General features: G+C 58.9%; 23 protein-coding genes and 1 other RNA gene. 12 read left to right on the top strand and 12 right to left on the bottom strand.

What is annotated here, in order from left to right; genetic code table 11:
• Positions 1–263: 263 nt before the first annotated feature.
• Positions 264–1,670: a DUF2252 domain-containing protein gene (locus tag J1D76_RS21170; RefSeq protein WP_421140302.1), complete on the bottom strand. Its 1,407-nt coding sequence runs from the start codon at positions 1,668–1,670 to the stop codon at positions 264–266.
• 141 nt (positions 1,671–1,811) lie between these two features.
• Between J1D76_RS21170 and J1D76_RS21165 the strand changes: the two genes are divergently transcribed.
• Genes J1D76_RS21165 through J1D76_RS21155 form a run of 3 tightly spaced genes read left to right on the top strand, consistent with a single transcriptional unit; the run spans position 1,812 to position 4,227 of the window.
• Positions 1,812–2,732: a YeeE/YedE thiosulfate transporter family protein gene (locus tag J1D76_RS21165; protein ID WP_421140301.1), complete on the top strand. Its 921-nt coding sequence runs from the start codon at positions 1,812–1,814 to the stop codon at positions 2,730–2,732.
• 47 nt (positions 2,733–2,779) lie between these two features.
• Positions 2,780–3,031: a helix-turn-helix domain-containing protein gene (locus J1D76_RS21160; protein ID WP_421140300.1), complete on the top strand. Its 252-nt coding sequence runs from the start codon at positions 2,780–2,782 to the stop codon at positions 3,029–3,031.
• A complete protein-coding gene (locus J1D76_RS21155; RefSeq protein ID WP_421140299.1) occupies positions 3,028–4,227 on the top strand; it encodes a type II toxin-antitoxin system HipA family toxin in 1,200 nt (399 codons plus the stop codon). The genes J1D76_RS21160 and J1D76_RS21155 overlap by 4 nt, the downstream gene beginning before the upstream one ends.
• Positions 4,228–4,319: 92 nt before the next feature.
• On the opposite strand, the gene ssrA is transcribed toward J1D76_RS21155, so the two are convergent.
• The 8 genes from ssrA to J1D76_RS21115 all read right to left on the bottom strand — a co-directional run bounded on the left by ssrA (position 4,320) and on the right by J1D76_RS21115 (position 13,408).
• Positions 4,320–4,716: a transfer-messenger RNA gene (ssrA, locus tag J1D76_RS21150) on the bottom strand.
• 94 nt (positions 4,717–4,810) lie between these two features.
• Positions 4,811–5,089 (bottom strand): hypothetical protein, encoded by a 279-nt coding sequence (locus tag J1D76_RS21145; RefSeq protein ID WP_421140298.1) that lies wholly within the window; start codon positions 5,087–5,089, stop codon positions 4,811–4,813.
• A 241-nt stretch (positions 5,090–5,330) separates the two neighbouring features.
• Positions 5,331–5,606 carry a hypothetical protein gene (locus tag J1D76_RS21140; RefSeq protein WP_421140297.1) on the bottom strand — a complete coding sequence of 92 codons (276 nt, stop codon included), beginning with the start codon at positions 5,604–5,606 and terminating at the stop codon, positions 5,331–5,333.
• A 202-nt stretch (positions 5,607–5,808) separates the two neighbouring features.
• Positions 5,809–8,619: an FAD-binding and (Fe-S)-binding domain-containing protein gene (locus J1D76_RS21135; protein WP_421140296.1), complete on the bottom strand. Its 2,811-nt coding sequence runs from the start codon at positions 8,617–8,619 to the stop codon at positions 5,809–5,811.
• A complete protein-coding gene (locus tag J1D76_RS21130) occupies positions 8,616–9,287 on the bottom strand; it encodes a LutC/YkgG family protein (protein WP_421140295.1) in 672 nt (223 codons plus the stop codon). Before J1D76_RS21130 ends, J1D76_RS21135 begins: the two co-directional genes overlap by 4 nt.
• Positions 9,287–10,741, bottom strand: a complete 1,455-nt coding sequence (locus J1D76_RS21125) for a LutB/LldF family L-lactate oxidation iron-sulfur protein (protein WP_421140294.1) — start codon at positions 10,739–10,741, stop codon at positions 9,287–9,289. The genes J1D76_RS21130 and J1D76_RS21125 overlap by 1 nt, the downstream gene beginning before the upstream one ends.
• Positions 10,738–11,562 (bottom strand): (Fe-S)-binding protein, encoded by an 825-nt coding sequence (locus J1D76_RS21120; protein WP_421140293.1) that lies wholly within the window; start codon positions 11,560–11,562, stop codon positions 10,738–10,740. The genes J1D76_RS21125 and J1D76_RS21120 overlap by 4 nt, the downstream gene beginning before the upstream one ends.
• Before the next feature lie 151 nt (positions 11,563–11,713).
• On the bottom strand, positions 11,714–13,408 hold the full coding sequence (locus tag J1D76_RS21115; protein ID WP_421140292.1) for a lactate permease LctP family transporter: 1,695 nt from the start codon (positions 13,406–13,408) through the stop codon (positions 11,714–11,716).
• Between the two features lie 262 nt (positions 13,409–13,670).
• Here J1D76_RS21115 and J1D76_RS21110 point away from each other — a divergent pair, with 262 nt between their 5' ends.
• A complete protein-coding gene (locus J1D76_RS21110; RefSeq protein WP_421140291.1) occupies positions 13,671–14,438 on the top strand; it encodes an FCD domain-containing protein in 768 nt (255 codons plus the stop codon).
• Positions 14,439–14,581: 143 nt separating this feature from the next.
• Here the strand turns inward: J1D76_RS21110 and smpB are convergent, their stop codons facing one another.
• On the bottom strand, positions 14,582–15,064 hold the full coding sequence (gene smpB / locus J1D76_RS21105) for an SsrA-binding protein SmpB (protein ID WP_007993569.1): 483 nt from the start codon (positions 15,062–15,064) through the stop codon (positions 14,582–14,584).
• A gap of 118 nt (positions 15,065–15,182) precedes the next feature.
• Here smpB and J1D76_RS21100 point away from each other — a divergent pair, with 118 nt between their 5' ends.
• From J1D76_RS21100 to J1D76_RS21090, 3 genes are read left to right on the top strand one after another with little or no spacing between them, the layout of a single operon-like run.
• Positions 15,183–16,586, top strand: a complete 1,404-nt coding sequence (locus J1D76_RS21100) for a sodium-dependent transporter (RefSeq protein ID WP_421140290.1) — start codon at positions 15,183–15,185, stop codon at positions 16,584–16,586.
• A gap of 7 nt (positions 16,587–16,593) precedes the next feature.
• On the top strand, positions 16,594–17,028 hold the full coding sequence (locus tag J1D76_RS21095; protein ID WP_421140289.1) for a type II toxin-antitoxin system RatA family toxin: 435 nt from the start codon (positions 16,594–16,596) through the stop codon (positions 17,026–17,028).
• Positions 17,021–17,335 (top strand): RnfH family protein, encoded by a 315-nt coding sequence (locus J1D76_RS21090; RefSeq protein WP_421140288.1) that lies wholly within the window; start codon positions 17,021–17,023, stop codon positions 17,333–17,335. Before J1D76_RS21095 ends, J1D76_RS21090 begins: the two co-directional genes overlap by 8 nt.
• Positions 17,336–17,396: 61 nt before the next feature.
• Here J1D76_RS21090 and J1D76_RS21085 read toward each other — a convergent pair whose 3' ends face one another.
• Positions 17,397–17,924, bottom strand: coding sequence for an outer membrane protein assembly factor BamE (locus J1D76_RS21085; protein ID WP_421140287.1), 528 nt, complete (start codon positions 17,922–17,924; stop codon positions 17,397–17,399).
• A 97-nt stretch (positions 17,925–18,021) separates the two neighbouring features.
• Between J1D76_RS21085 and fur the strand changes: the two genes are divergently transcribed.
• Entirely contained in the window at positions 18,022–18,426 is a 405-nt protein-coding gene (fur, locus tag J1D76_RS21080; RefSeq protein WP_003197684.1) for a ferric iron uptake transcriptional regulator, read from the top strand.
• Between the two features lie 75 nt (positions 18,427–18,501).
• On the opposite strand, the gene recN is transcribed toward fur, so the two are convergent.
• Positions 18,502–20,175 carry a DNA repair protein RecN gene (recN, locus tag J1D76_RS21075; RefSeq protein ID WP_421140286.1) on the bottom strand — a complete coding sequence of 558 codons (1,674 nt, stop codon included), beginning with the start codon at positions 20,173–20,175 and terminating at the stop codon, positions 18,502–18,504.
• 240 nt (positions 20,176–20,415) lie between these two features.
• Here recN and grpE point away from each other — a divergent pair, with 240 nt between their 5' ends.
• The 4 genes from grpE (at position 20,416) to dapB (ending at position 25,235) form a co-directional block, all read left to right on the top strand.
• On the top strand, positions 20,416–20,982 hold the full coding sequence (gene grpE, locus J1D76_RS21070; RefSeq protein ID WP_421140285.1) for a nucleotide exchange factor GrpE: 567 nt from the start codon (positions 20,416–20,418) through the stop codon (positions 20,980–20,982).
• A gap of 102 nt (positions 20,983–21,084) precedes the next feature.
• Positions 21,085–23,001: a molecular chaperone DnaK gene (dnaK, locus tag J1D76_RS21065; protein WP_421140284.1), complete on the top strand. Its 1,917-nt coding sequence runs from the start codon at positions 21,085–21,087 to the stop codon at positions 22,999–23,001.
• Positions 23,002–23,296: 295 nt separating this feature from the next.
• A complete protein-coding gene (dnaJ, locus tag J1D76_RS21060) occupies positions 23,297–24,421 on the top strand; it encodes a molecular chaperone DnaJ (protein WP_421140283.1) in 1,125 nt (374 codons plus the stop codon).
• A gap of 10 nt (positions 24,422–24,431) precedes the next feature.
• Positions 24,432–25,235, top strand: a complete 804-nt coding sequence (gene dapB, locus J1D76_RS21055) for a 4-hydroxy-tetrahydrodipicolinate reductase (protein WP_421140282.1) — start codon at positions 24,432–24,434, stop codon at positions 25,233–25,235.
• Positions 25,236–25,239: the final 4 nt, after the last annotated feature.

Genomic DNA, 25,239 nt, shown 5'->3' with positions numbered 1-25,239 from the left:
AAAACGGAAGGAAAGTATTAATATCGCGCATAAGAACGCCGGTTTGTTAGATGTGTTTGCTCGCACGAACATCATCAATCAAATCGGCGTTCTTGTTTCTGTGTTTCCCGGGATTCCGTGAAGAACCAAAAAAAAGCCCGCGGGAGGGCGGGCAAAACCGTAGTTTCTTGAATGAGCGAGCGCAATGTACAGGCAGGAACGCCTGGGTGGGGTGAAGAAAAATTCATATCGCCCCAAGCCCCGCACCAGAGCGCATGCCACGGTTACGGCAAATGATCAGCGGCAAAGTCGGCTTCCGAGCGGGCGCGTAAACGGCCTTTGCGGCAGGCCTGCTGGAATCGCTCGAAATCGCGCTCGTTCTGCTCGGCATAGCTTTGGGCATATTTGTAGAGCGCATCGGCCAGGGCGTCGCTCTTGCCGATGTAGCCGCTGATCACCGCCGCCTGGCCCGATGCCTTGGCATGGGCGCGAGCCAGCGCCCGGCCGCAGAGCCGCCCATAGGCGGCGAACGCGTCGCCATCGAAGGTTTCGAGTTCGGCAGAGATCTTCATGTCGCGCAATTGCCGCACATAGAAATGCCGGCCACTGGGGCCGGTGGTCCAGCCGAGGAACAAGTCGCTGGCCGATTGCATCAAGCGCTGGCCGTCGACCACCCGTTGCCCTTCATGCCGCACCCGCGATTTAGCCTTTACGTAGCCGGCGAGCACCGAGCGGCGCGCTTCCTTGAATTGCAGGAACAGCGGGAACTGCTGATCGTCGGTCAGCAGCGCCACCAGGCAACGGGTGCCGACACTGCCGACGCCCACCACTTTGAACGCCATGTCCTGCACGTGAAAACGCGACAGCAGATCGCGGCGGTCCGCTTGCAGGGTGCCGCGATAGTCGCGCATGAACGTGTCGTAGAGCGGGCGCCAGTCTGACAGCCGTAACCAGTCATCATCGGCTTCCAGCAGCGTGGTGTTCTTGTGCAGGTGGAAAATTTCCGGCAGGTCATCGCGAATGATCAGGCGACCGTGGGCGTCACGTTCGCTGATCTTGGGCAGCAGTTCGGCATGGGTGCGCCGTTCCGCCTTGGCGATGGCGCGTTCCACATGGTCGAGCGTGCTTTTGTTGGCTTGCGCCAGCAGGTCGTTATAGCTGATGGAGTCGTACCAGGTTTCCAGCGTGCTCTGCTCAGCACACTCCAGCATGTTTTTTTGATAGGCGCTCACCACCTCATGGCAGATGGTTTGCTCGACCGACTCGCCATGACGCAAGTCGCGGGCGGCCACCAGAAAGCTCGCCACCAGGCGTTTCAAGTCCCACTCCCACGGCCCGGGATGGGCTTCGTCGAAGTCGTTGACGCTGAACAACAGGTTGCGTTCAGGCGTTGCAAAACCGCCGAAATTCATCAGGTGGCAATCGCCGCAAATCGGCGAAACCAGCCCCATGTCCAAGGTGCCCGCCAGGTCGTGGGCCTGCACCAACGCATTGCCGCGATAGAAGGTGAACGGTGACACCAGCATGCGCCCGTAGCGCAGTTCCACCAGCGATTTGACGCGCCCTTCACTCGACGCCTTGATCAGTGGAATGGGGTCGCGGTCGATATTACCCAAGGCACTTTGCGAACTGCGCGAACACTTCCTGCGAGCCACCTTGCCTTGCTTCAAACGGTCGGTGAGGGTGGTCATGGGGGCCTATTTGACGGGTGTTGTAGGGTGATTTCGCATTGAGTGTAGAAGGGCTTTGCGGGTTCATCCGAAGTGATTGCGCAGCGACTAATCTATCTGTCATGCATCGCTTCGATGCCGCGCCTGGAGATAGGGAGGCCTGTGCTTTCACTGGTGATTGCGTTGCTGTTGTCGTTCCTCATCGGCTGGGTTTCCCAGCGCATGGGCATGTGCCTGGTCAATGCCATGGGGCAGTTGCTCAAACGCCGGCCGACGCTGTTTGTCTCGCTGGTCAGCTGCGGTTTGTTCGGCTTGTTGCTCGCACCGTTCTATGCCTGGTTTGACGTTAGCCAGCCGCTGTTCATTCCAGAGGTCGGTTACTTGTCGCTGGTCGGCGGCGGGCTATTGTTCGGCCTTGCCTCGGTGCTCAACGACGGATGCAGCGTCGGCACCCTGACCAAACTCGCCAGTGGCAACCTCAACAAGGGTTTCACCATCCTCGGCTGGGTACTGGGCATCGTACTCTGGCACCGCTTGAACATGCTGACCGAACACCGGGTGCTGCAAATGCCGATGATTACCACCGGCCACTACTGGCTGGTCATCGGCATTGTGCTGCTGATTTTGCTGTTTTTAATCCGGATCCACGGCGACAAACACCTGGTGCTGTCGAGTCTGCTGCTGGGCGCCCTCACCAGCGCCCTCTACACCTTCGAACCGCTGTGGACACCCAGCGTGTTCTTCTACGATCTCTCGCACATGTTCTGGGCCTCGGGCGAAAGCCTGCTGAGCAGTCAACGTGTCGCGGTGTTCATCATGTTGTTGGCGGGCATGCTCTGCTACACCTTGCATCGCCGCACCTTCAGTTATCAGCATTTTGGCCTGTTGACGGCGGGCAAGCATTGGCTGGCCGGCGTGCTGATGGGAATTGGCGCCTCGATGATGCTGGGCGGGAATGACTCACAGATATTATTGGTGTTCCCGACGTTGACCTGGGTGGGGGCGGTGCCGTTGGTGTCGATTGTGTTGGGGATTTTGGTGGGGGTTGGGGTGAGGCGGGTGAGTAAGGCCAATTCGCAATAATGTTCTGTATACGGTACATTTACATACAAATGTTACGGTAACTGAACATGGAATACACACTGCTAATATCTCGACTCGGTAGCCAAATACGCGAAACGCGTATTCGACGCGGTCTGACACAAGCGCGACTTGCCGAGCTCGCCGGCTTGACTCGGCAGAAAGTCATTGCGGTTGAGAAGGGTGCCGATACTGTTGCCATGAATGCTTACGCAAGAGTCTTGAGCACTTTGGACTGCGAGCTCATCGTTGTACCGGCAGCCATGCCGACCCTTGAAGAGCTTGGGGATTTGTTCGAATGAAGACGGCTTCGCTCAAAGTCAGTACGCCAGAAGGCTACAGTGGTCGAATCCTCACCAGCGCTGATGATTTCATTTTTCGCTATCAAGAAGACGCATTACCCAATGTAGCCATCAGTCTTTCGATGCCCGTTCGGACCGATGAGTTTCGCCGACGGGATCTGCATCCTGTATTCCAGATGAACCTCCCCGAGGGCTACCTGTTGGAGCAGTTGCGCAATCGCCTGGCGAAAACCGTAAACGTCGATCCCATGTTGTTGCTTGCTCTATCTGGCAGCAGTTCGCCAATTGGCAGGATTCAGGTGCATTCCGAAACCGTTGACGCCCTGCTGGGTGAACAGCAGTTCCCTGGAGAAAAACTCGAAGAAATTCTAACGTGGGATGGCGCGGAAGATGTCTTCGCCGAACTTCTTGACCGCTACATGCTACGGGCAGGTATATCGGGTGTTCAGCCGAAGGTTTTGGTGCCTGAGCAGCAAGATTTCGAATGGCGACGAGCTACCTCGAAAACCTCTGACTTGATAATCAAGAGTGGCCGGGATGAATTTCCAGGCCTGGCCATCAATGAGTTCCTTTGCATGTCCATAGCCAAGGAGGCGGGCATTCTGGTCCCGCAGTTTTACCTGTCTGACAATGCAAAGCTGTTTGTCATGCGTCGCTTTGATCGGGACGAGCAGCTTAATCCAATTGGATTCGAGGACATGGCGGCATTGATGGGGCTCTCCGCCGATCAGAAGTACAGCAAAAGCTATGCAGCCATAGCCAAAGCGATCCGTCTGTTCTGCCCGGCAAGCAATCAACGAACGTCGCTGGATCAACTGTTCGATTGTGTAGCGCTGAGCTGCATCGTCGGGAACGGCGATGCTCATTTGAAGAACTTCGGCTTGCTCTACTCGCAGCCAACGCAGCGTGACGCCTGGCTCGCGCCGGCCTACGACATCGTCAATACCACGGCCTATATCCCTGAAGATGTATTGGCACTGGATCTGGCGGGTAACAAGTCTCTGTTTGCGTCCCGTCAGGGGCTACTGGAGTTTGCCCAGACCTGCGGGGTTGAGCATCCTGAGCTGCGTATTCAGCGATTGCTTGGGGCTGTCGAGGCGGTGCTCAATCGCTACCCCGAGTTTCGGGAATCCGCGCCTCATGTGGTGAAGGCAATTCAGCGCGCGGCAGCACCTTTCGCCCTGACGTTTGGCTAGTTTCAACACCATTGAATGCAAAAGGGTGTTTTGCAATGCCCAAACCCCAGATGCAACAAGGCCCGCACTTGGCGGGCCTTGTCAGCTTGGATTGGTGGAGCCGGGGGGATTTGAACCCCCGTCCGCCAGTACTCCGCTGTCGGTACTACATGCGTAGCCGTGTCTATTAAGTTAACCCTCAGCGACCCGACGGGCAGGGTGCTTTGGGCGAGTTGTGTAAGTTTTAGCCGCTTCGTCCACAACGTACTGCACGGCGATTCTGTTCTATATGACAATCACTTTGGGTTTACAGACATCCCCTGGTGATTGCTGGACCCGAAGGTACCAGAAGCTCAGGGCTAAGGCTGCTTACGCAGCGAGAGCGAATTCCTGGCCGTAGTTTTCGTCATTGGCAACTATAAGTAGTTGCAACAGTGGATTTACGAGTTCTGTTACCAACTCGGCATGCACCTAAAGTTTCGCAACCGGCGTCGAATCCTAAACGGCCCCGAGCCTGATGCTCTTTGAATCAAGTGAGCAGCAAGCTTGCACAGTGTACGCCAACGCGACCCGGAAGGCCAACCCGAAGGTGGGCCACCTCAGATCATGGGTTGGGTTCATTGCTTTGTTTGTCAGCCAGTGACAATGCCTGGGTGGCTTCGGTGACGCATTTTTTGTCGTCCCCGGAGGCTTTTGAGGCTTCGGCGCTGGACATTAGCCGTTTGATCTCCATCGAGGTATTGGCGGCGCTTGCCGGCAGCGCATTCACTTTGCCCTGGAGCTCTTGCAACTTGCTCGTACAGAGGTTGTTGTCGGCCGCGAATACGGGAGAGGCCAATATTGCCGCACAAATCAACAGACCAGCGAGAACGGTGTGTTTCATGGGTATCTCCTTGAGCTGAGGGTCTCGGTGCTGCCGCGCGAGCGGACGGCCAGGCCGAGCCAAACGTCAGCCACGATCTGATGGGCCTAACTCAAAGACTACGATTCAACGCAAGAATTCGGTTTTTTCAGACAACGGGTCGAGCTTTCCCGGCGAGATGCCACGCATTCCCGGACCCCTGATGCAACAAAACCCGCAATTGGCGGGTTTTGTTTTGCTTCGGACTGGAGAGCGCTGAGCGTTACTTCCCGCCCTTGTTGGCGTTCTTGAGATCCATGATGGTTTGATTGGTCTCGGCGACACAATCATCAGTGCCTTGTTTGGTTTTTTTGGCGTGATCGGCTTTGGCTTTCTCGACAGAGTCCGCTACCTGGTCAGCCATTTCGGCAGGAATTTGTGCCTTTGCGTTTTCGATGGTTTGCAGGTTGACCGCGCACTGGTCTTTTTCTGCCGCAAACGAAGTGGAAGCCATCATGGAAGCAGCAACGAACAAACCTAACAGCACAGAACGATTCATGTGTCTCTCCTTGAGCTGAGGGACCAGGCTTGGCTGGCCATCAAATCGGGCTACCGAGGGTTGGGAAGGTCCCACGTGTGCGGGACTTGATCAGTGGACTGCGGCGGCACCTCAGGGTTCTGTTTTTTTGCTGTAGCGCTTTCGATTCCGGCAAGAAGTGGCAGGGAAGGCACATCGATGCACCTTCCGGTAGAGCCTGCTATCAGGGCACCCTAGCCTGGGTAACGCGGTCCACGAGATAGACTAGTCCGTGGTAATCAATGCCGCCATGTTGCGTGAGCCCGATCTCGCAGGTGCGACTGGTGGAAATGCCTTCGCTGCACTGCTGCACCGCGTCCTTGAGCGTACGCAGCGAATGCGCGTTCAGTTCTGGCGTGGTGAAACCCTTGTCGCCGGCGAAGCCGCAGCAATGAATGCCTTCGGGGATGACCACGTTTTTGCTGCACTTGCGCGCCAGATCGATCAGCGCCTGGCTTTCGCCAAGGTGCTGAGTGCTGCACGTGACGTGCAGCGCAATCGGCGCTTCCTGCGGTGTGAAGTCGAGGCGATCCATCAAGTGCGTGCGAATGAAACGCACCGGGTCGTACAGGTCCAGGCGGGTTTCACCCAGGTCCTGCGCCAGGCGCAAGGTGCAAGGGCTGGTGTCGCAGTAGATCGGGTCGAGCCCTCCGCGGCTGGCATGCAGCAAGGCACCGATCAGCTCCTGGCGTTTGTGCTCGGCTTGCTCGGCATACCCTTTGGACGCGAACGGCTGGCCGCAGCACAGGTTGTCCAGGTTGTCCGGGAACACCACCTGGTAGCCGGCCTTTTCCAGCAGGCCGCGAGTCTTGTCGTATAGCGACATCTGTTCCTGGTCGCCAGCTGCCGGCCCCATCGCGCGGGATACACAAGCCGCGAGATAGACCACGCGCGGGCGCGCGTCCGTCACCGCCGGGCTGAAGCGAATGGCTTTTTCCGGTTGCGGCATGGCGTTGGTCCATTGTGGGACTTGCCCCTTGGACAGGCGCGTCAAGGTCGCCGACCACTTCGCCAATCGCGGTGCCCCCAACAACATCCGCGCACCGTTGGCTACATGCAGGGAGAACCGCGCGCCTTGCATAGCCGTGGCGAAATTTCCTTCAAGCCAGTTGGCGGTTTTCGTATAGGTTGCGGTGCGGCTGCGGAGTTTTTTCACCAGCTCGCCAGTGTTGATGCCGACCGGGCAACGTTGCGCACACAGGCCGGTGGCGGCGCAGGTATCGATGCCCTGGTATTCATACGCGGTTTCGAGCTCGGTGGTATCGATGCCAGCGCGTTTTTTCGCTTGAATGTCGCGCCAGATCACGATGCGTTGCCGCGGGCTCAAGGTCAGGCCCTTCGACGGGCAGACCGGTTCGCAGAAGCCGCATTCGATGCACTTGTCGACGATCTCGTCGGCGGCCGGCAAGGGCTTGAGGTGCTTGAGATGGATCTGCGGATCTTCGCTGAGCACCACGTCCGGGTTGAGGATGCCCTTGGGGTCGAGCAGACGCTTGAGTTGCCACATCAGCTGGTAGGCATCGCTGCCCCATTCCAGCTCGACGAACGGCGCCATATTGCGCCCGGTGCCGTGTTCGGCTTTCAGCGACCCGCCGAATTCCACCGCCACCAGTTGCGCCACATCGTCCATGAACGCCTGGTAGCGTGCGACTTCTTCCGGGTTGTTAAAGCCTTGGGTGAAGACGAAGTGCAGATTGCCTTCCAGTGCGTGTCCGAAAAGGATCGCTTCGTCGTAGTGATGTTTGTCGAACAGTTCGATCAGGCGGTTGACGCCGATGGCCAGTTGTTCGACCGGGAAGGTCACGTCTTCGATGATCACCGTGGTGCCGGTCTTGCGCACCGCGCCAACGGCCGGGAAGGTGTCTTTGCGGATGGCCCAGAGGCGGGCGTTTTCCTGCGGGTCCTCGGTGAAGTCGACTTGTTTTTCTACTGGGAATGCCTTGAGCGACACCATGATTTGCGCCAGTTGTTCGTGCAGCAAACTGGACGATGCTGCGCGGGATTCGATGAGCAAGGCGCAGGCATTGTTCGACAGGTGCTGTACGAAAGGCGGCATGCCGGGTTTGTCCTGCACCGAACGCAGGCTGCGCCGGTCCAGCAGTTCCACAGCCGACACCGGTTGGCTTTTCAACACGGTGACCGCGTTGCAGCAGGTCTCGACATCCGGGAATACGATCAGCGCCGAGGCCTTGTTCGGGTGGTCAATCACGGTGTCGTAAGTCACCGCACTGATAAACCCGAGCGTGCCTTCGGAGCCGACCAGCAAGTGGCTCAAGATATCCACAGGCTCGTCGAAATCCACCAGGGCATTGAGCGACAGGCCGGTGGTGTTTTTCAGACGGTATTTATGGCGAATTCTCGCAGCGAGTTCGGCGTTCGCCCGGGTTTCGCGCCCCAGCGTCGCCAGGCGCTCGAGCAGCACGGCGTGGCTTTGACGAAACGCCGCGACACTGGCCGTATCTTCGGTATCGAGGCAACTGCCGTCAGCCAACACCAGACGAATGCCGGCCAGGGTGTGGTAGGTGTTTTGCGCCGTGCCGCAGCACATGCCGCTGGCATTGTTGGCGACGATGCCGCCGATTTTGCAGGCGTTGATCGAAGCTGGGTCCGGGCCGATCTTGCGTCCGAACGGTGCCAGCCAGGCGTTGGCCTGGGCGCCGATTACCCCCGGTTGCAGGCGAATTTGCGTGCCTTGGCCGCGGATCTCGCGGGCGTTCCAGTTATCCCCCAGCACGATCAGCACCGAGTCACTGATGGCCTGACCGGACAAACTGGTGCCGGCGGCGCGGAAGGTCACCGGCACCTGATCGCGCTGCGCCAGTTGCAGCAGCGCCACTACTTCGTTTTCGGACTCGACGCGGATCACCAGTTGTGGAATCAGGCGATAGAAGCTCGCATCGGTGCCGAAGGCCAGGGTCGACAACGGGTCGTCGAAACGTCGCTCTGGAGGAATCAGCTGCTGCGCATCATGCAGGAAAGCGGCCGGTAGACTCATTGGTCCTCCAGGATCAACACCACCAGGTCTTTCGGACCGTGGGCGCCGTAGGCCAACACTTGCTCGATGTCGGCGGTCTTCGATGGGCCGGACACCAGCAACGCGTTGGTCGGCATGCCCTGGGCCCACTCGAACTCTTGTTGCACTTGATAGAAGTTGTCGCGGATTTCACTGGCTTTGAGCAGGGCGAAATGCACCGGTGGCGCCAGGCTCATCAAGCGCGGCTCTTCCCGGGTCGGCCAGAGAATCAGGCTTCCCGTTGCCGCAATGGCGCCGAGGGTGCCGGTGATGCTGGCCGGGGTGTCGTTGAACAATTCGGCTTTCCATTCTTCAATCGGCCGGTCGTAGGCCTTGAGCGTCGGCAGCTCGGGATGACTCGCCCAGTGCTGTGTGATCCGTTGACCGTGGGGCGTCGTTGGTGCGATCAGCAGGCTCGGCAGCTGGCGCTCGCGCAGCAATTGCGCGAGCAGCGCCGGCCACGCTTCGCCGCAGGTCAGATGGATTTCGGTGTGCACCGCTTCCATCAATTTGCGCAGTTGCGGGATGCGCTGCTCAGGCGTGTACGTGTACGGCTGGGTCAGCAGATCGACATCAAAGTTGTCAGCCACTGGCGTGGTGCCTGTCAGGCTTTTGCGCAGCTTGGCGAGGATATTTTGTTTGGCGCTCATCAACGGTCTCCCTGTTTGGCCAGATGCTCGCGGGCCATGTCATGCAGTGAGCGGGCAGCGGGTTTCGGTGCGCTGTGGTTTTGCGTCCATGGGCCAACGTTGCTCGGGGTGAGGGCGCGCAAACGCGTGGCGAAGAAACCGAACAGGCGGTACAGCGTCGGCGAGCTGTTGAGCTTGGCCCAGGCATTCCAGATGAATCGCTCTTTGCGCGAATACTTGCTGCCCTGTCCGCGCATCACTTGATGTGGGCTGTCCGGGGCCTTGACGTTTTCTTCGCGCAGGCGCCGCAGCAGCGCAGGGATCGGGATTTTCACCGGGCATACTTCACCGCAGGCACCGCACAGCGAGGAGGCGCTCGGGTGATCCGGTACTTTCGCCAGGCCGACCATGTGCGGGGTGACGATTTTTCCGATAGGGCCGGGGTAAACCTCCCCATAGGCGTGGCCGCCGATTCGGGTATACACCGGGCAATGATTCATACAGGCGCCGCAGCGAATGCAGTTCAGGGTCTGGCGCAATTCGCTGTCGGCAAAGGCCTGGCTGCGGCCGTTATCCAGCAAGACCAAATGCACTTCTTGAGGGCCGTCGAGTTCATGCGCCTTGCGCGGGCCGGAGATCATGTTGACGTAAGTGGTGATCGGGATGCCCAGGGCTGAACGGGTCAGCAATGACAGCAGCGGCACTACGTCACGCAGGTTTTCCACGACTTTTTCGATGCCGGTGACGGCGATGTGCACGGGCGGCACGGTGGTGGTCATGCGACCGTTGCCTTCGTTTTCCACCAGCAGCAGGGTGCCGGTTTCGGCCACGGCGAAGTTGACGCCGGAGACACCGATGTCCGCTTCGAAGAACTTCTGCCGCAACACCTTGCGACCGATCTGGATGAGTTGGTCAACGTCCTTGGTGTATTCCACCCCTAGCTTGTCGTGGAACAAGGACGCGACCTGACCGGCATTCTTGTGGATCGCCGGCATGATTATGTGTGAAGGCTTCTCGTGGTCGAGCTGGACGATGTACTCGCCCATGTCCGATTCCAGGCATTCAATGCCCCGATCAGCGAGGAAATGATTCATCTCCATTTCTTCGCTGACCATCGATTTGCCCTTGATCACTTGCCGCCCCTCGTGAGCGCGGATGATCGAGAGGACGATGCCATTGGCCTCGTCCACCGTTTCCGCCCAGTGCACTGTCACACCGTTGCGGGTCAGGTTCTGTTCAAGTTGCTCGAGCAGCTCGGGCAACTTGGATAACGCACGGGCGCGGACAGCATTGCCCAGCGCACGCAAATGTTCTCTTTCGTGGGCATCGCTGAACGCCGCGGCCCGTTTGCTCATCAGTGAATCCATCGCCTTGCGAAAGTTGCCTCGCAATTGCGCGTCACCCAGCGCGTTATGGGCGCGGGTGCGGAAGTCTTCTTCTACGGCGACCGTAGGAATAATCGCGGACGTGCTCATCGGGCACCTCCGGTTCGTTGCCAAAGGAAGCTGGCCAGATGTTGGCCGCGTAACGCTTCCTGCTGTTTTTCCAGCGAGCCGTTGATGTTCATCAAGCAGCCGCAGTCGGCACTCAACACCTTGTGCGCGCCGGATTCCTTCAACGCCCGGGTCTTGTCAGCCACCATCGCGCCGGAAATGTCTGGCATACGGACGCTGAATGTTCCTCCAAAGCCACAGCATTCACTTTCGTGATCGTGATTGACCCGCTCGACGTTGCTCAATTGCGCCAACAACTCGCGACCGTGCAGGTGGGTGTTCATTTCACGGCGTGCCGAGCACGACGTGTGCAGCGCTACTTTTACCGGCTCGCCGCTGTCCTTGAGCTGCACCTTGCAGACAAACAACAGGAACTCGGCCAGCTCGTAGGTCCGGGCGGCGAGCGCCTGGACCTGTTTCAACGTGTCCGGCTCGTCCTTGAACAAGTCGGCGTAATGCTCGCGGAGCATGCCCGCGCAAGAACCTGATGGCACCACTACCGGATAGTCCCCGGCAAACAGCGCCAGTTGCGAGCGCGCGACGGTCCGGGCCTGCTCGGTGTAACCCGAGGTGTAGGCCGGTTGACCGCAGCAGCTTTGCCCTTGCGGGTACTCGACACGAATGCCTTCGCGCTCCAGCAGGTGGATCGCGTCCATCCCGGCTTGCGGGTAGAACAGGTCGACCACGCAGGTGCCGAACAGGTAGACCCGCGACGGTTTTTCGCTGGGGTAATGCCGGGATTCGGGCAGTGGCGGGGCGACACGGGTCGCATTCGGCACAGCGTTGTAAAAAAGCTCGCTCATCAGGCGTGTCTCCGGGTGGTCCCGGTTATTCGTCTGTCGAGGCCGCTGAATATAGTGATGCAAGCTTTCAGCAGCCTTACAGACCGGGGTATGAATGGCGGACGCCGGGGGCGTGGCCCGGCGTCGGTGTTTGCCGTTTTGCGTGTAGTCCTTAGTGCACCAGCATGCCGGTGAACCAATAGGCCTGGGCCAGCGTGATCAGGCCAACGATCGTTGCAAAGAATAGGCTGTGCTTGAGGGTGAAGCGGAACAGATCCGATTCCTTGCCCACCAGCCCGGTCGCGGCACAGGCCACGGCGATCGACTGTGGCGAGATCATCTTGCCGGTCACGCCGCCACTGGTGTTCGCCGCCACCAGCAAGGTGTCGTTGACGCCGATCTGGTGCGCGGTGGTCGCTTGCAGCGAACTGAACAGGGCGTTGGACGAGGTATCGGACCCGGTGAGGAACACGCCCAGCCAACCAAGGAACGGCGAGAAGAACGGGAACGCCGCGCCCGTCGCCGCCAGGACCAGGGCCATGGTCGAGGACATGCCGGAGTAGTTGGTGACGAAGGCAAACGCCAGCACCATACCGATGGACAGGATCGGCCAGCGCAGTTCGTAGAAGGTCTCTTTCAAAGTGGTCAGACCAGTTTTGAAGTTGATCTTCAGCACCAGCATCGAGATCAGTGCGGAGAAGAAAATCGCCGTGCCGGTCGCGGAAATAGGGTCAAGTTTGAACACCGCTGGGATGGCGGTCGGCGTGGCCACGATCGGCGCAGTCTTGATCACCAGTTGATCGAGATGGGGAATGGCAAAGTTGAACACGAAGCTGTACATCGAACCGCCGGCGGCAAACATGGCCTTGAATGGCTTGAGGGTCCAGAGGGTGACCAGCACGGTGAGAATCAGGAACGGCGACCAGGCCTTGAAAATTTCCCCGAGGCTGTAGGGCGACGCCACGGTGGTGCGCTTCTGGCCGAAACCACCGGCGCTGGCGGTGACCACCGAGGCCGAAACCGCACCGGCGATGTGTTGGCCGGCAGCGCGTTTCGGTTGCCAGACTTTCAGGAACAGGGTCAGGGCGATCAGTGCGGCCAGGGCCGAGGTGATATCCGGCAGTTCCGGGCCGATGAAGTTCGAGGTGAAGTACTGGGTCACGGCAAAGCTGAAACCGGCAACCAGTGCGGCCGGCCAGGTTTCCCGCACGCCGCGCAGGCCGTCCATCATGAACACCAGCCAGAACGGCACGAACATCGACAGCAGCGGCAGTTGGCGACCGGTCATGGCGCCGATCTTGAAGGCGTCGATACCGGTCACTTGCCCGGCCACGATGATCGGAATGCCCAGGGCGCCGAACGCGACTGGCGCGGTGTTGGCGATCAGGCACAAGCCAGCGGCGTACAGCGGATTGAAGCCCAGTCCCACCAACAGGGCGGCGGTAATCGCCACCGGTGCACCGAAACCGGCGGCGCCTTCGAGGAAGGCGCCAAAGCAGAAACCGATCAGCAAGACCTGCAGGCGCTGGTCATCGGTGATCGACAGCACCGAACTGCGGATGACTTCGAACTGGCCGCTCTTGACCGTCAGTTTGTAGAGGAACACCGCTGCCACGATGATCCACGCAATCGGCCACAGGCCATAAGCGAAGCCATACCCGGCGGCGGCAAACGCCATATCGACCGGCATCTGGAAAGCGAAGATCGCCACGATGATCGACAAGGCGAGGGTGATGCTGCCGGCCACATGCCCCTTGAGGCGGAACACGGCTAAAGCCAAAAAGAAAAACACGATGGGAATGACGGCGGCGAGTGCGGACAGGCCGAGGCTGCCGAGCGGGGTATACAGCTGTTGCCAGGTTTGCATATGGGGTGGCCCCTAATTGTTGTTGGTCAGGCACTGATCAGCGTTCTTGGACAATTGGTAAGACCAATTTACAATCGCTGTTGGCTAGGGTAAAAGCCTTGTAGGCGGTGTGTCAATTTGCCGCCCTAAAACTTTTGTCGAATGTCCGTGTGCTCGGCCTGTTTGCCCGGTCCGGGCCAATGCGCAGTGGCAGGTGCTGACGCGGCGCCGATAGGCCAGAATAGAGCTCCGGCGAGTCGTCGGATCGTGGAGTAATCGAGTTATGGGGTTTGATCAGATTCGTCAGCGCCGTTTGTCTGACGATATTGTCGAGCAGCTTGAGGGCATGATCCTCGAGGGCACGCTGAAAGCGGGTGAGCGCCTGCCGGCCGAGCGCGCGTTGGCCGAACAATTTGGCGTGTCACGCCCGTCGTTGCGCGAAGCCATTCAGAAGCTGACTGCCAAGGGCCTGTTGGTCAGTCGTCAGGGTGGCGGCAACTATGTGGTGGAATCGTTGGGTACGACCTTCTGCGATCCCTTGCTGCAACTGCTGGAAAGCAACCCCGAGGCGCAGCGCGATTTGTTGGAGTTTCGCCATACGCTGGAGGCGTCTTGCGCCTATTACGCGGCGCTGCGTGCCACGGATGTGGATCGCGAGCGGCTGACGGCGGCCTTCAATCAATTGCAGGACTGTTATTCGCGTCATGAAGAGGTGAGTCGTGACGAAGAGGGCGCGGCGGATGCAAAATTTCATTTGGCGATTGCCGAAGCCAGCCATAACGCCGTGTTGCTGCACACCATTCGCGGGCTGTTCGACCTGCTCAAGCGCAACGTGGTGACCAACATCGGCGGCATGTATAAGCAGCGCACGGAAACGCGCGACATGCTGATCACCCAGCACCGGGAGTTGTATCAGGCGATTATCGAAGGACGGGCAGAGCAGGCGCGGGAAGTGTCCAGTCGACACATTCTGTATGTGCAGGAAGTGCTGGAAGAAGTGCGTCAGGAAGTGCAGCGCATGGCTCGGGCGGAGCGGCGCAAGGGGATGTGAGTCAGCTGGTTTTGTAGTGCTTGCAAGATTGCATTCGCGGGCGAGCCCGCTCCCACAGATTCAAGGTCAGCCGCATCAATATCGGTATCCAGAGATCTTGTGGGAGCGGGCTCGCCCGCGAAGGGGACATCAAGGCGAAAGAATTACTCTTCCTTGCCCTTGTTGCGCACCGCGCGCTGCAACTCGCGACCGGCATCGCGTTCGCGTTCGGTATCGCGCTTGTCGTATTCCTTCTTGCCCTTGCCCAGCGCGATTTCGCACTTGACCATGTGCTTGCTCCAGTACCAGGACAGGCACACGCAGGCGTAACCCTTTTGCTGCACGGCGGCGGCGAGTTTTTCCAGTTCGCGGCGGTTGAGCAGCAATTTACGGGTGCGCACCGGGTCAGCAATGACGTGGGTACTGGCGGTCGTCAGGGGCGTGATGTGACTGCCAAGCAGCCAGGCTTCGCCATCCTTGAGCAGGACGTAGCTGTCAACCAGCTGCAGCTTGCTTGCCCGCAGACTCTTTACTTCCCAGCCGGCCAGGACCAGACCAGCCTCGAACCGATGCTCGATGAAGTAATCGTGTCGCGCCTTTTTATTTTGCGCGATGGTCCCTGTTGGGTGTTTCTTCTGTTTAGCCATAGGGGCGGCATTATAGGGAGTTGCACGCGAGTCGGCTACGGTGTTGCTACGTGCTTGAGCAGGTTGATTGAATCCCGGACAATGCGGCCTCTTTTTTGAACGCTTGGGCGTGATAACGATGTCGACAGACAAGGTTTCTGTCCACGGCAGTTGGGCTAGCCGCTGGGTCTTCATACTCGCCGCGACCGGTTCGGCCGTGGGGCTGGGTAGTATCTGGAAATTCCCGTACATGGTCGGCGTCTATGGCGGCGGCGCCTTCGTGCTGATGTTCCTGGCCTGTATCGCGTTGATCGGTGTGCCGGTCATGCTGGCTGAAACCTTGATCGGCCGGCGCGCGCGGCAGAGTCCGGCCAATGCCCTGAAGATATTGGCGGTAGAGGCTGGGCACTCCGCGAAATGGTCCTGGGGGGCCTTTGCCGGGATGATCACCGCCTTGCTGATCCTGTCCTTCTATAGCGTGGTGGGCGGCTGGTCGCTGGATTACATCATCGACATGGGGCGCGGCGACTTCCAGGGTGTGACGCCGGATCAGGTGGGGGCTTATTTCGGCAATGTGATTGCCGACCCCTGGCGCCTGACACTTTGGCATACGATTTTCATGCTGTTGTCGGCGGTGGTGATTGCCAAAGGCGTGGTCGCCGGGCTTGAGCGCAGCCTGCGCATCATGATGCCGCTGTTGTTTGTGATGATCCTGGTGCTACTGGGCTACAGCATGACCACCGGGCACTTCATGGAAGGCGTGCACTTCATGTTCGACTTCCACCCGGAAAAAGTCCTCGATGGCTTGCTGCCCGCGATGGGACACGCGTTCTTTTCTCTGAGCGTGGGCGTCGGCTCGATCATGATCTACGGCGCCTACATGCCAAAGAATTCGTCGATTTCCGGGACGGTCGTCGGCGTAGCCCTGCTCGACACCTTCGTTTCCCTGGTCGCCGGCCTGGCATTGTTTCCGATTGTTTTCGCGGCGGGCCTGAATCCAAGCGAAGGCCCGGGACTGATGTTTGTCAGCCTGCCGTTTGCCTTCGGTAACGTGGCGTTCGGTCAATTGATGGGCGTGGTGTTCTTCGTGCTGGTAGCGGTCGCGGCCTGGAGTTCGGCGATTTCGTTGCTGGAGCCGATGGTGGCTTACCTGGTCGAGCGCACTAAAGTGAGTCGTGCATGGGTTACGTTCTGGCTGGCGTTCAGCTGCTGGTTTGTTGGTCTGGGCACGGTGTTCTCCTTCAATATCTGGAAGGAGGCCAAGTTTTTCGTGAACGAAGGCGGGATGTTTCATCTCTACCAGTGGGGAGCCGCTGGCGGTCTCGACTTCTTTGGCGTGATCGATTTTTTCACCTCAAGGCTCATGCTGCCGCTGGGCGGTTTGTGTTTCGTGGTGTTTGCAGGCTGGATCATGGGGCGCGAAGCGGTGCGTGATGAATTGTCGATTCGCAACCCAGTGCTGTTCAACCTGTCCTTGTTCTTGATGCGCTATGTGGCGCCCATCGGCATTCTCGTAGTGTTTGCCGCCCAGCTGTGGAAGTGACGCTGAAATGACGACACACATTGCACGTTCTGCCTTGCTGCCGTACCCGGCCCAGGCCCTGTATGACCTGGTCAACGACGTAACGCGCTATCCGGAGTTTCTGCCGTGGTGCTCGACGGCCGAAGTCCTGGAAAGCTCCCCAGAGCACATGCGCGCGAGCGTCGGGGTAGCGAAGGGCGGACTCAGCCAGCATTTCGTCACGCGCAACACGCTGGTTCCGGGCCAGTCGATCGAAATGAACCTCGAAGAGGGGCCTTTTACCCAATTGCACGGTGTCTGGGTATTCAAGGCGTTGACCGACAAGGCCTGCAAGATCAGCCTCGATCTGTCGTTCGACTATGCCGGGCCGTTGGTTCGCGCCACGCTTGGGCCGCTGTTCAATCAGGCAGCCAACACGCTGGTGGATGCGTTCTGCCAACGCGCCAAGCAGATTCATGGCTGAGCTCATGATTGATGTCGAGGTGGTCCATGCGGCCGTAGACCGTCAGTTACTGCTGACAGTGGCCGTGCCGGCGGGTACGACCGTACGGGCGGCCTTGCTCAGGTCGGCGGTGGCTGAAGCGTTTCCGGATCTGGATCTGGCCCATTGCCCTGTGGGGATCTTCGGCAAGGTAGTTGCCGATCCGCAGGGCCGGGTCGTTCAGGCGGGGGATCGTATTGAGATCTACCGACCCTTGTTGGCTGATCCAAAAGAGGTGCGCCGACTGCGAGCGGCAAAGGCTGCCGAGGCCAAAGCCCGGAATCAGTGAGAGGCTTTTACGCCAGGCAATAAAAAACCCGGACATGCCGGGTTTTTTATTGCGTCGCAAATTATTGCGGCGAGGTCTCCAACGGTTGCGGCGTCGGGACCGGAACGGTTTCTACACCGTCGACGTCCTTCTGGATCTGATCGAGCAACGATCCTGGCTTGACCGGTTTTTCCGGCTTCGGCTTCTCGACGTTTTGCACAGGTTCAGCCACTTTCGTACCGCTATCCTTGCCCAGAATGGCGTCGTCACGGCTCACGCCTGGCCGGAAATCACCAGAGAGGCTGACAAGCTGATCATTTGAGTTGAAGATAACCGTCATGCGTTCCTGTTGGCGTTCACCGCCACCAGGTTGCAGGCTGTACAGATAATCCCAGCGATCGGCATGGAACGTGTCAGTCAGCAGAGGGTTGCCCATGATAAACCGTACTTGCTTACGGGTCATTCCCGGGCGTAACTGGTCTATCATGTCCTGCGTGACGACATTGCCCTGCTGGATGTCGATTTTGTAAACCCCGGGGAATGAACAACCGGCGAGTGCGAGCAGTCCCACAAAGGTGAAACTGGTTAGCAAGAGCTTGGTGTTTTGCATCGGTGGGCGACTTCCACTATCTTGGCTGGGACAACGTAAACGCCGATCATACCCGCATTAAGAGAAGCTGCGAAGCAGCATCGCGAGAAAGCTGACCATGGTTGAAAATAGCGAACTACGCAAAGCCGGCCTCAAAGTGACCCTGCCACGGGTCAAAATTCTGCAAATGCTCGACTCCGCCGAGCAGCGCCACATGAGTGCCGAGGATGTCTACAAGGCCCTTATGGAGGCTGGTGAGGACGTCGGTCTGGCCACGGTTTACCGTGTACTGACCCAGTTCGAGGCAGCTGGCCTTGTGGTGCGGCACAACTTCGACGGAGGCCACGCGGTCTTCGAACTGGACGACGGAAAGCATCACGACCACATGGTCAACGTCGAAACCAGTGAAGTGATCGAATTCTTCGACGAAGAAATCGAGCGCCTGCAGAAAGCCATCGTCGACAAGTATGGCTTCGAGATGGTTGATCACAACCTGGTGCTGTACGTGCGCAAGAAAAAGTAAGCATGTCGCGCGAACCTGAGGTTCGCGAAACGAACGAAGGCGACCTTAGGGTCGCCTTCGTGCTTTCTGCCATCTTTAAGCTTTAGCGGCGACGACCATTTTCTTCGCGTGGGCCAGGGACTCCTTGGTGAGATCGATGCCGCCGAGCATCCTGGCGACTTCCTCGACGCGCTCATTCTTGCTCAGCTTGGAGACGGCCGTGCGGGTCGCGTCTTCTCCGCGCACTTTATGCACAAACAGATGCTGATGACCTTGCGCGGCCACTTGCGGCAGGTGAGTTACGGTCAGAACCTGTCCTCGTTCGCCAAGCCTGCGCAGCAGCTGGCCAACGATCTCTGCAGTCGGGCCGCCGATGCCGACGTCGACTTCGTCGAACACCAGGGTCGGGACGCGTGAGGTTTGCGCAGTGATCACCTGGATCGCCAGGCTGATCCGCGACAGCTCACCGCCGGAGGCGACTTTCGCCAAGGCCTTGAGCGGCTGGCCGGGGTTGGCGCTGACCAACAGCTCTACCTGCTCCAGGCCATTGGGCAGTAACTCGTCGCTGCTGTTGGGGCGCAGTTCAATGGTGAAGCGGCCGCCAGGCATGCCCAATCGCTGGATTTCCTGCTCCACGGCGCTGGACAGGCTGCCGGAAGCCTGATGCCGCAGATCGCTGAGTTCCCGGGCCTTTTCCTGATAGTGACGAGCATAGGACGACAACTCATCACTCAGTCGCTCGATGGATTCGTCGTTGGCATTCAAGGTTTCGATTTCATCCAGTAGGCGCTGTTGCATCTCCGCGACCTCGGTCGGCTGAATGCGATGTTTGCGCGCCATGGTGTAAATCGCGTCGAGACGTTCCTCCAGGTATTGAAGTCGCGCCGGATCGGCATCGAAGTTGTCGAGGAAGCGGTTCAGTTCACCGACGGCCTCTTCAACCTGGATCTGCGCGCTGGTCAACAAGCTACTGGCTTCGCCCAGTGCGCCGATCGAACTGTTGACGCTCGACAGGCGATTGAGGCTGGCGGTGAGGGCGTTCAGGACATTTCCGGAATCACTTTCACTACATTGCTCGACGACTTGTCGGCAGATGCCCAGCAGGGTTTCGGCGTTGGTCAGGTTCTTGTGTTCCTGCTCCAACTGTTCCAGTTCGTTATCGCCAAGGCCCAGGTTTTCCAGCTCTTCAAGCTGATAGCTGAGCAATTGATGGCGGGCACGTTGCTCGTCACCGGAGTTGGAGAGTCGCTCCAGTTCCTGGCGGGTCTGGCGCCAGCGCTGGGCGGCAAGTTGCACCTGGCGGGCAAGATCCGTCGCGCCAGCGTATTCATCGAGCAGGCGGCGGTGGGTATCGGTCTTGAGCAGGGATTGGTGCTCGTGCTGGCTGTGAATGTCGATCAGCAACTCGCCCAGCGACTTGAGGTCGCCGAGCGGGCACGGCGTGCCGTTGATGTAGCCGCGCGAGCGCCCTTCGCAGGTGATCACCCGGCGCAGGATGCACGGGCCATCGGTTTCGAGGTCGCGTTCGGCCAGCCAGGTACTGGCTTCCGGAATATCGGCCAAATCGAAAGTGGCGAGGATATCGGCCTTGTCAGCACCGGGGCGGACCACGCCACTGTCGGCGCGATCGCCCAGGGTCAGGCCCAGCGCGTCGAGCATGATCGACTTGCCCGCGCCGGTTTCACCGGTGATCACGCTCATCCCGCGATCAAGTTCGAGATCGAGATGTTCAACGATGGCGTAGTTGTGTACGGACAGGTGCACCAGCATATGGGCCGCTCCCAGGTGTTAGGTCTGGTTATTTATACAGTGTTTTGTTTCTGGCTGACAATGCCCCTCGTTAGCTCGTTTTGTTCAATCCGACGAAACCCTTAGTCCGCCCGGAAATGACAATGCAGTTATTTTTTGTGGGGTTAATGATAGGTACCCCTTGAAGCCGGGTTTTGCGGCCCCATATAGCTGGGCAGAAGCGCGAGTTGAGCTCGCGGACGATATTGAAAGGAGAAATCTATGGCTGACGAACAGACAGTGGATACGCAAAACCCAGACGCCAACCAGGCGCCCGAGGCTTCGGGCGATGACCTGGCGGCTCGTGTACAAGTGCTCGAAGAGCAACTGGCAGGCGCTCAGGATCAGGCTTTGCGTGTTGCCGCCGATCTGCAGAACGTCCGCCGTCGCGCCGAGCAGGATGTCGAGAAGGCTCATAAATTTGCGCTGGAGAAGTTCGCTGGCGACCTGCTGCCGATCATTGACAGCCTGGAGCGTGGCCTGGAGTTGTCCAATCCGGACGATGAAAGCATCCGCCCAATGCGCGAAGGCATCGAGCTGACGCTGAAAATGTTCCAGGACACTCTCAAGCGTTATCAGCTTGAAGCGATCGATCCGCATGGCGAACCGTTCAACGCCGTTCAGCATCAGGCAATGGCCATGCAGGAAAGCGCGGACATGGAGCCTAACAGCGTTCTCAAGGTGTTCCAGAAGGGCTATCAGCTCAATGGTCGCTTGCTTCGCCCGGCCATGGTCGTGGTCAGCAAGGCGCCTGCGCCAGTTTCGCCTTCTATTGATGAGCAGGCTTGAAATTAGCCGCAAGGCCCCCATTTAGAAGTCAAGCGTTTAAGTGCTACCGCAGTTAGCCACCACTGCTGCGGCAACCAAATCCAAAGTTTCGGGAGAGTGAACATGGGCAAAATTATCGGTATCGACCTGGGGACTACCAACTCCTGCGTCTCCGTACTTGAAAACGGCGTAGCCAAAGTTATCGAAAACGCCGAAGGCGCGCGTACCACGCCATCGATCATCGCTTATGCCAACGATGGCGAGATCCTGGTGGGTCAGTCGGCCAAGCGTCAGGCAGTGACCAATCCGCACAACACCCTTTATGCGGTGAAGCGTCTGATCGGTCGTCGCTTTGAAGAAGAAGTCGTACAGAAAGACATCCAGATGGTGCCTTACAAGATCGCCAAGGCTGACAACGGCGACGCGTGGGTTGAAGTGAACGGCCAGAAAATGGCGCCGCCACAAATCTCGGCTGAAATTCTGAAGAAAATGAAGAAGACCGCCGAAGACTACCTCGGTGAGTCCGTGACCGAAGCGGTGATCACTGTTCCGGCCTACTTCAACGACAGCCAGCGTCAGGCGACCAAAGACGCCGGCCGCATTGCCGGTCTGGACGTAAAACGTATCATCAACGAACCAACCGCAGCCGCGTTGGCTTACGGTATGGACAAGGCCAAGGGCGATCACACCGTGATCGTTTATGACCTGGGCGGCGGTACTTTCGACGTTTCCGTGATCGAGATCGCTGAAGTCGATGGTGAGCACCAGTTTGAAGTGCTGGCCACCAACGGTGACACGTTCCTGGGCGGTGAAGACTTTGACATTCGTCTGATCGACTACCTCGTCGACGAATTCAAGAAAGAAAGCGGCATGAACCTCAAGGGCGACCCGCTGGCCATGCAGCGCCTGAAAGAGGCCGCTGAAAAAGCCAAGATCGAACTGTCTTCCGCTCAGTCGACCGATGTGAACCTGCCGTACATCACTGCAGACGCCACCGGTCCTAAGCACTTGAACGTGAAAATCTCGCGCGCCAAGCTGGAAGCGTTGGTTGAAGATCTGGTTCAACGCACCATCGAGCCTTGCCGCATCGCTCTGAAAGACTCCGGTATCGACGTCGGTGCAATCAACGACGTGATCCTGGTTGGCGGTCAGACCCGTATGCCGCTGGTTCAGAAGCTGGTGACCGAGTTCTTCGGTAAAGAAGCACGTAAAGACGTCAACCCGGACGAAGCGGTTGCCATGGGTGCTGCCATCCAGGGCGCGGTATTGGCCGGTGACGTGAAGGACGTTCTGCTGCTCGACGTCAGCCCGCTGACCCTGGGTATCGAAACCATGGGTGGCGTGATGACCGCGCTGATCGAGAAAAACACCACGATTCCTACCAAGAAATCGCAAGTGTTCTCGACCGCCGACGACAACCAGGGCGCCGTGACCATTCACGTGTTGCAAGGCGAGCGTAAGCAAGCCGCACAGAACAAGTCCCTGGGCAAGTTCGACCTGGCCGACATTCCACCTGCGCCACGTGGTGTGCCGCAGATCGAAGTGACCTTCGACATCGACGCCAACGGCATCCTGCACGTCGGTGCGAAAGACAAGGCAACCGGCAAGACTCAGTCGATCGTGATCAAGGCCAACTCCGGTCTGTCCGACGAAGAAATCGAGCGCATGGTGCGTGATGCCGAGGCCAACGCCGAGGAAGACCGCAAGTTCGAAGAGTTGGCCGCTGCCCGTAACCAGGGCGATGCGCTGGTTCACTCGACGCGCAAAATGGTTGCCGATGCTGGCGACAAAGTGACTGCTGAAGAGAAGACTGCAATCGAAGCCGCTGTAGTTGCCCTGGAAGCCGCCGTTAAAGGCGACGACAAGGCTGCTATCGACGCCAAGGTTGAAGAGCTGTCGAAAGTCTCCGCTCCAGTGGCGCAGAAGATGTACGCCGAACAGGCTCAGCCTGCTGAAGGCGCGGCACCGCACGACGAAAAAGCTGAAAAGGCTGACGACGTTGTCGACGCGGAGTTCGAAGAAGTCAAAGACCACAAGTAAGTTGTTGGTCGGCCGGTTGACTGCCTTTGGGCGGTGACTGGTAGGATGTCGCCGCGCGGGAGCTTGCTCCCGCGTTGGCGTATCTGGAATACGCGAATTTTTACAGCATGCGACAGCGTTCGGATGTTGGTGGTATGGCCGGAGATGCTCCTGCTTTTCGCGCCGCAAGTACCGCAAGAATCAAAGACCAGGATCGTTGAATTGACGTGAGTTGGGTCCGGGCCTGTATTGGGGCTCAACGAGTTCGGCAAACTCAGGAGGGTTGTGCCGGACGTCCTTAAGAGTGCAAAGACTTATGGCAAAGCGTGACTATTACGAAGTGTTGGGTGTTGAGCGCGGCTCAAGCGAAACAGACCTGAAGAAGGCCTACCGTCGCCTGGCGATGAAGCATCACCCGGACCGTAATCCCGATGACAAAGCGTCGGAAGAAATGTTCAAGGAGGCCAATGAGGCCTACGAAGTGCTGTCCGACTCCAGCAAACGCGCCGCGTACGACCAGTACGGCCATGCCGGTGTCGATCCGAGCATGGGTGGCGGCGGTGCCGGGTTTGGCGGGCAAAACTTCTCCGACATCTTTGGCGATGTCTTCAGTGACTTCTTCGGTGGCGGTCGCGGCGGTTCCCGTGGCGGTGCCCAGCGCGGCAGTGATTTGCGCTACACCCTGGAGCTGGATCTCGAAGAGGCTGTTCGCGGCACAACGGTGAATATCCGCGTTCCGACACTGGTCAACTGCAAGCCGTGCGACGGCTCCGGTGCCAAGAAAGGTTCTTCGCCGGTCACTTGCCCGACTTGCGGCGGTATCGGCCAGGTTCGCATGCAGCAAGGCTTCTTCTCGGTGCAGCAGACCTGCCCGCGCTGCCATGGCCAGGGCAAGATCATTTCTGATCCGTGCGATTCCTGCCACGGCGAAGGTCGTGTCGAAGAGTACAAGACCCTGTCGGTGAAAGTGCCTGCTGGCGTCGACACCGGTGACCGCATTCGCCTGTCTGGCGAAGGCGAGGCGGGTGCTCAGGGTGGCCCGACGGGCGACCTGTACGTGGTGATCAATGTGCGCGAGCACTCGATCTTCCAGCGGGATGGCAAGCACCTGTTCTGCGAGGTGCCAATCAGTTTCGTTGATGCGGCATTGGGTGGTGAGCTGGAGATTCCGACCCTCGATGGTCGAGTCAAGCTGAAGATCCCTGAGGGGACGCAGACCGGCAAGCAGTTCCGTGTGCGTGGCAAGGGCGTTGCTCCTGTGCGTGGCGGTGGTGCGGGTGACTTGATGTGCCGCGTGGCGGTCGAGACGCCGGTCAACCTGAGCCGTCGCCAGCGTGAAATGCTTGAAGAGTTCCGTAATTCGCTGGCGGACGACAACAGTCATTCGCCGAAGACCACCGGTTGGTTCGAAGGCGTGAAGCGCTTCTTCGGCGATTTGTAAGGAGGCAGGCATGCGACGTATTGCAGTGATGGGCGCCGCCGGGCGCATGGGCAAGACCCTGATCGAAGCGGTTCAGCAAGCGCCGGGCGCGGGCCTGACCGCGGCGGTCGATCGTCCTGACAGCACGCTGGTTGGTGCGGACGCGGGCGAGCTGGCGGCGATTGGTCGCATCGGCGTACCACTGTCTGGCGACCTGGATCGGGTAGTCGATGAGTTCGACGTGCTGATCGACTTCACGCACCCGACCGTGACCCTGAAGAACCTGGCGTTCTGCCGTAAGCACGGCAAGGCCATGATCATCGGGACCACGGGTTTCAGCGTTGAAGAAAAGCAGTTGCTGGTAGAGGCGGGCAAGGACATTCCGATTGTCTTCGCGGCCAACTTCAGCGTCGGCGTCAATCTGTGCCTGAAGTTGCTCGATACCGCCGCTCGCGTGTTGGGCGACGATGTCGATATCGAAATCACCGAAGCTCACCATCGGCATAAAGTCGATGCGCCGTCCGGCACTGCCGTGCGCATGGGGGAAGTGATTGCCGATGCGTTGGGTCGCGACCTGAAGAAAGTGGCGGTGTATGGTCGTGAAGGCCAGACCGGTGCCCGTGAGCGTGAAACCATTGGCTTCGCGACCGTGCGGGCCGGCGACATCGTCGGTGATCACACGGTGCTGTTTGCCGCCGATGGCGAGCGTGTCGAGATCACTCACAAGGCGTCCAGTCGCATGACCTTCGCCAAGGGCGCAGTGCGTGCAGCGTTGTGGCTGGACGGGCGCGAGCCTGGACTTTACGACATGCAAGACGTGCTCGACCTGCGTTAAGATG

Origin of the sequence: Pseudomonas sp. NFX15 (assembly GCF_049132105.1) — a bacterium.
Taxonomy (GTDB): Bacteria; Pseudomonadota; Gammaproteobacteria; order Pseudomonadales; family Pseudomonadaceae; genus Aquipseudomonas.
This window is presented reverse-complemented; position numbering and strand designations above follow the sequence as displayed.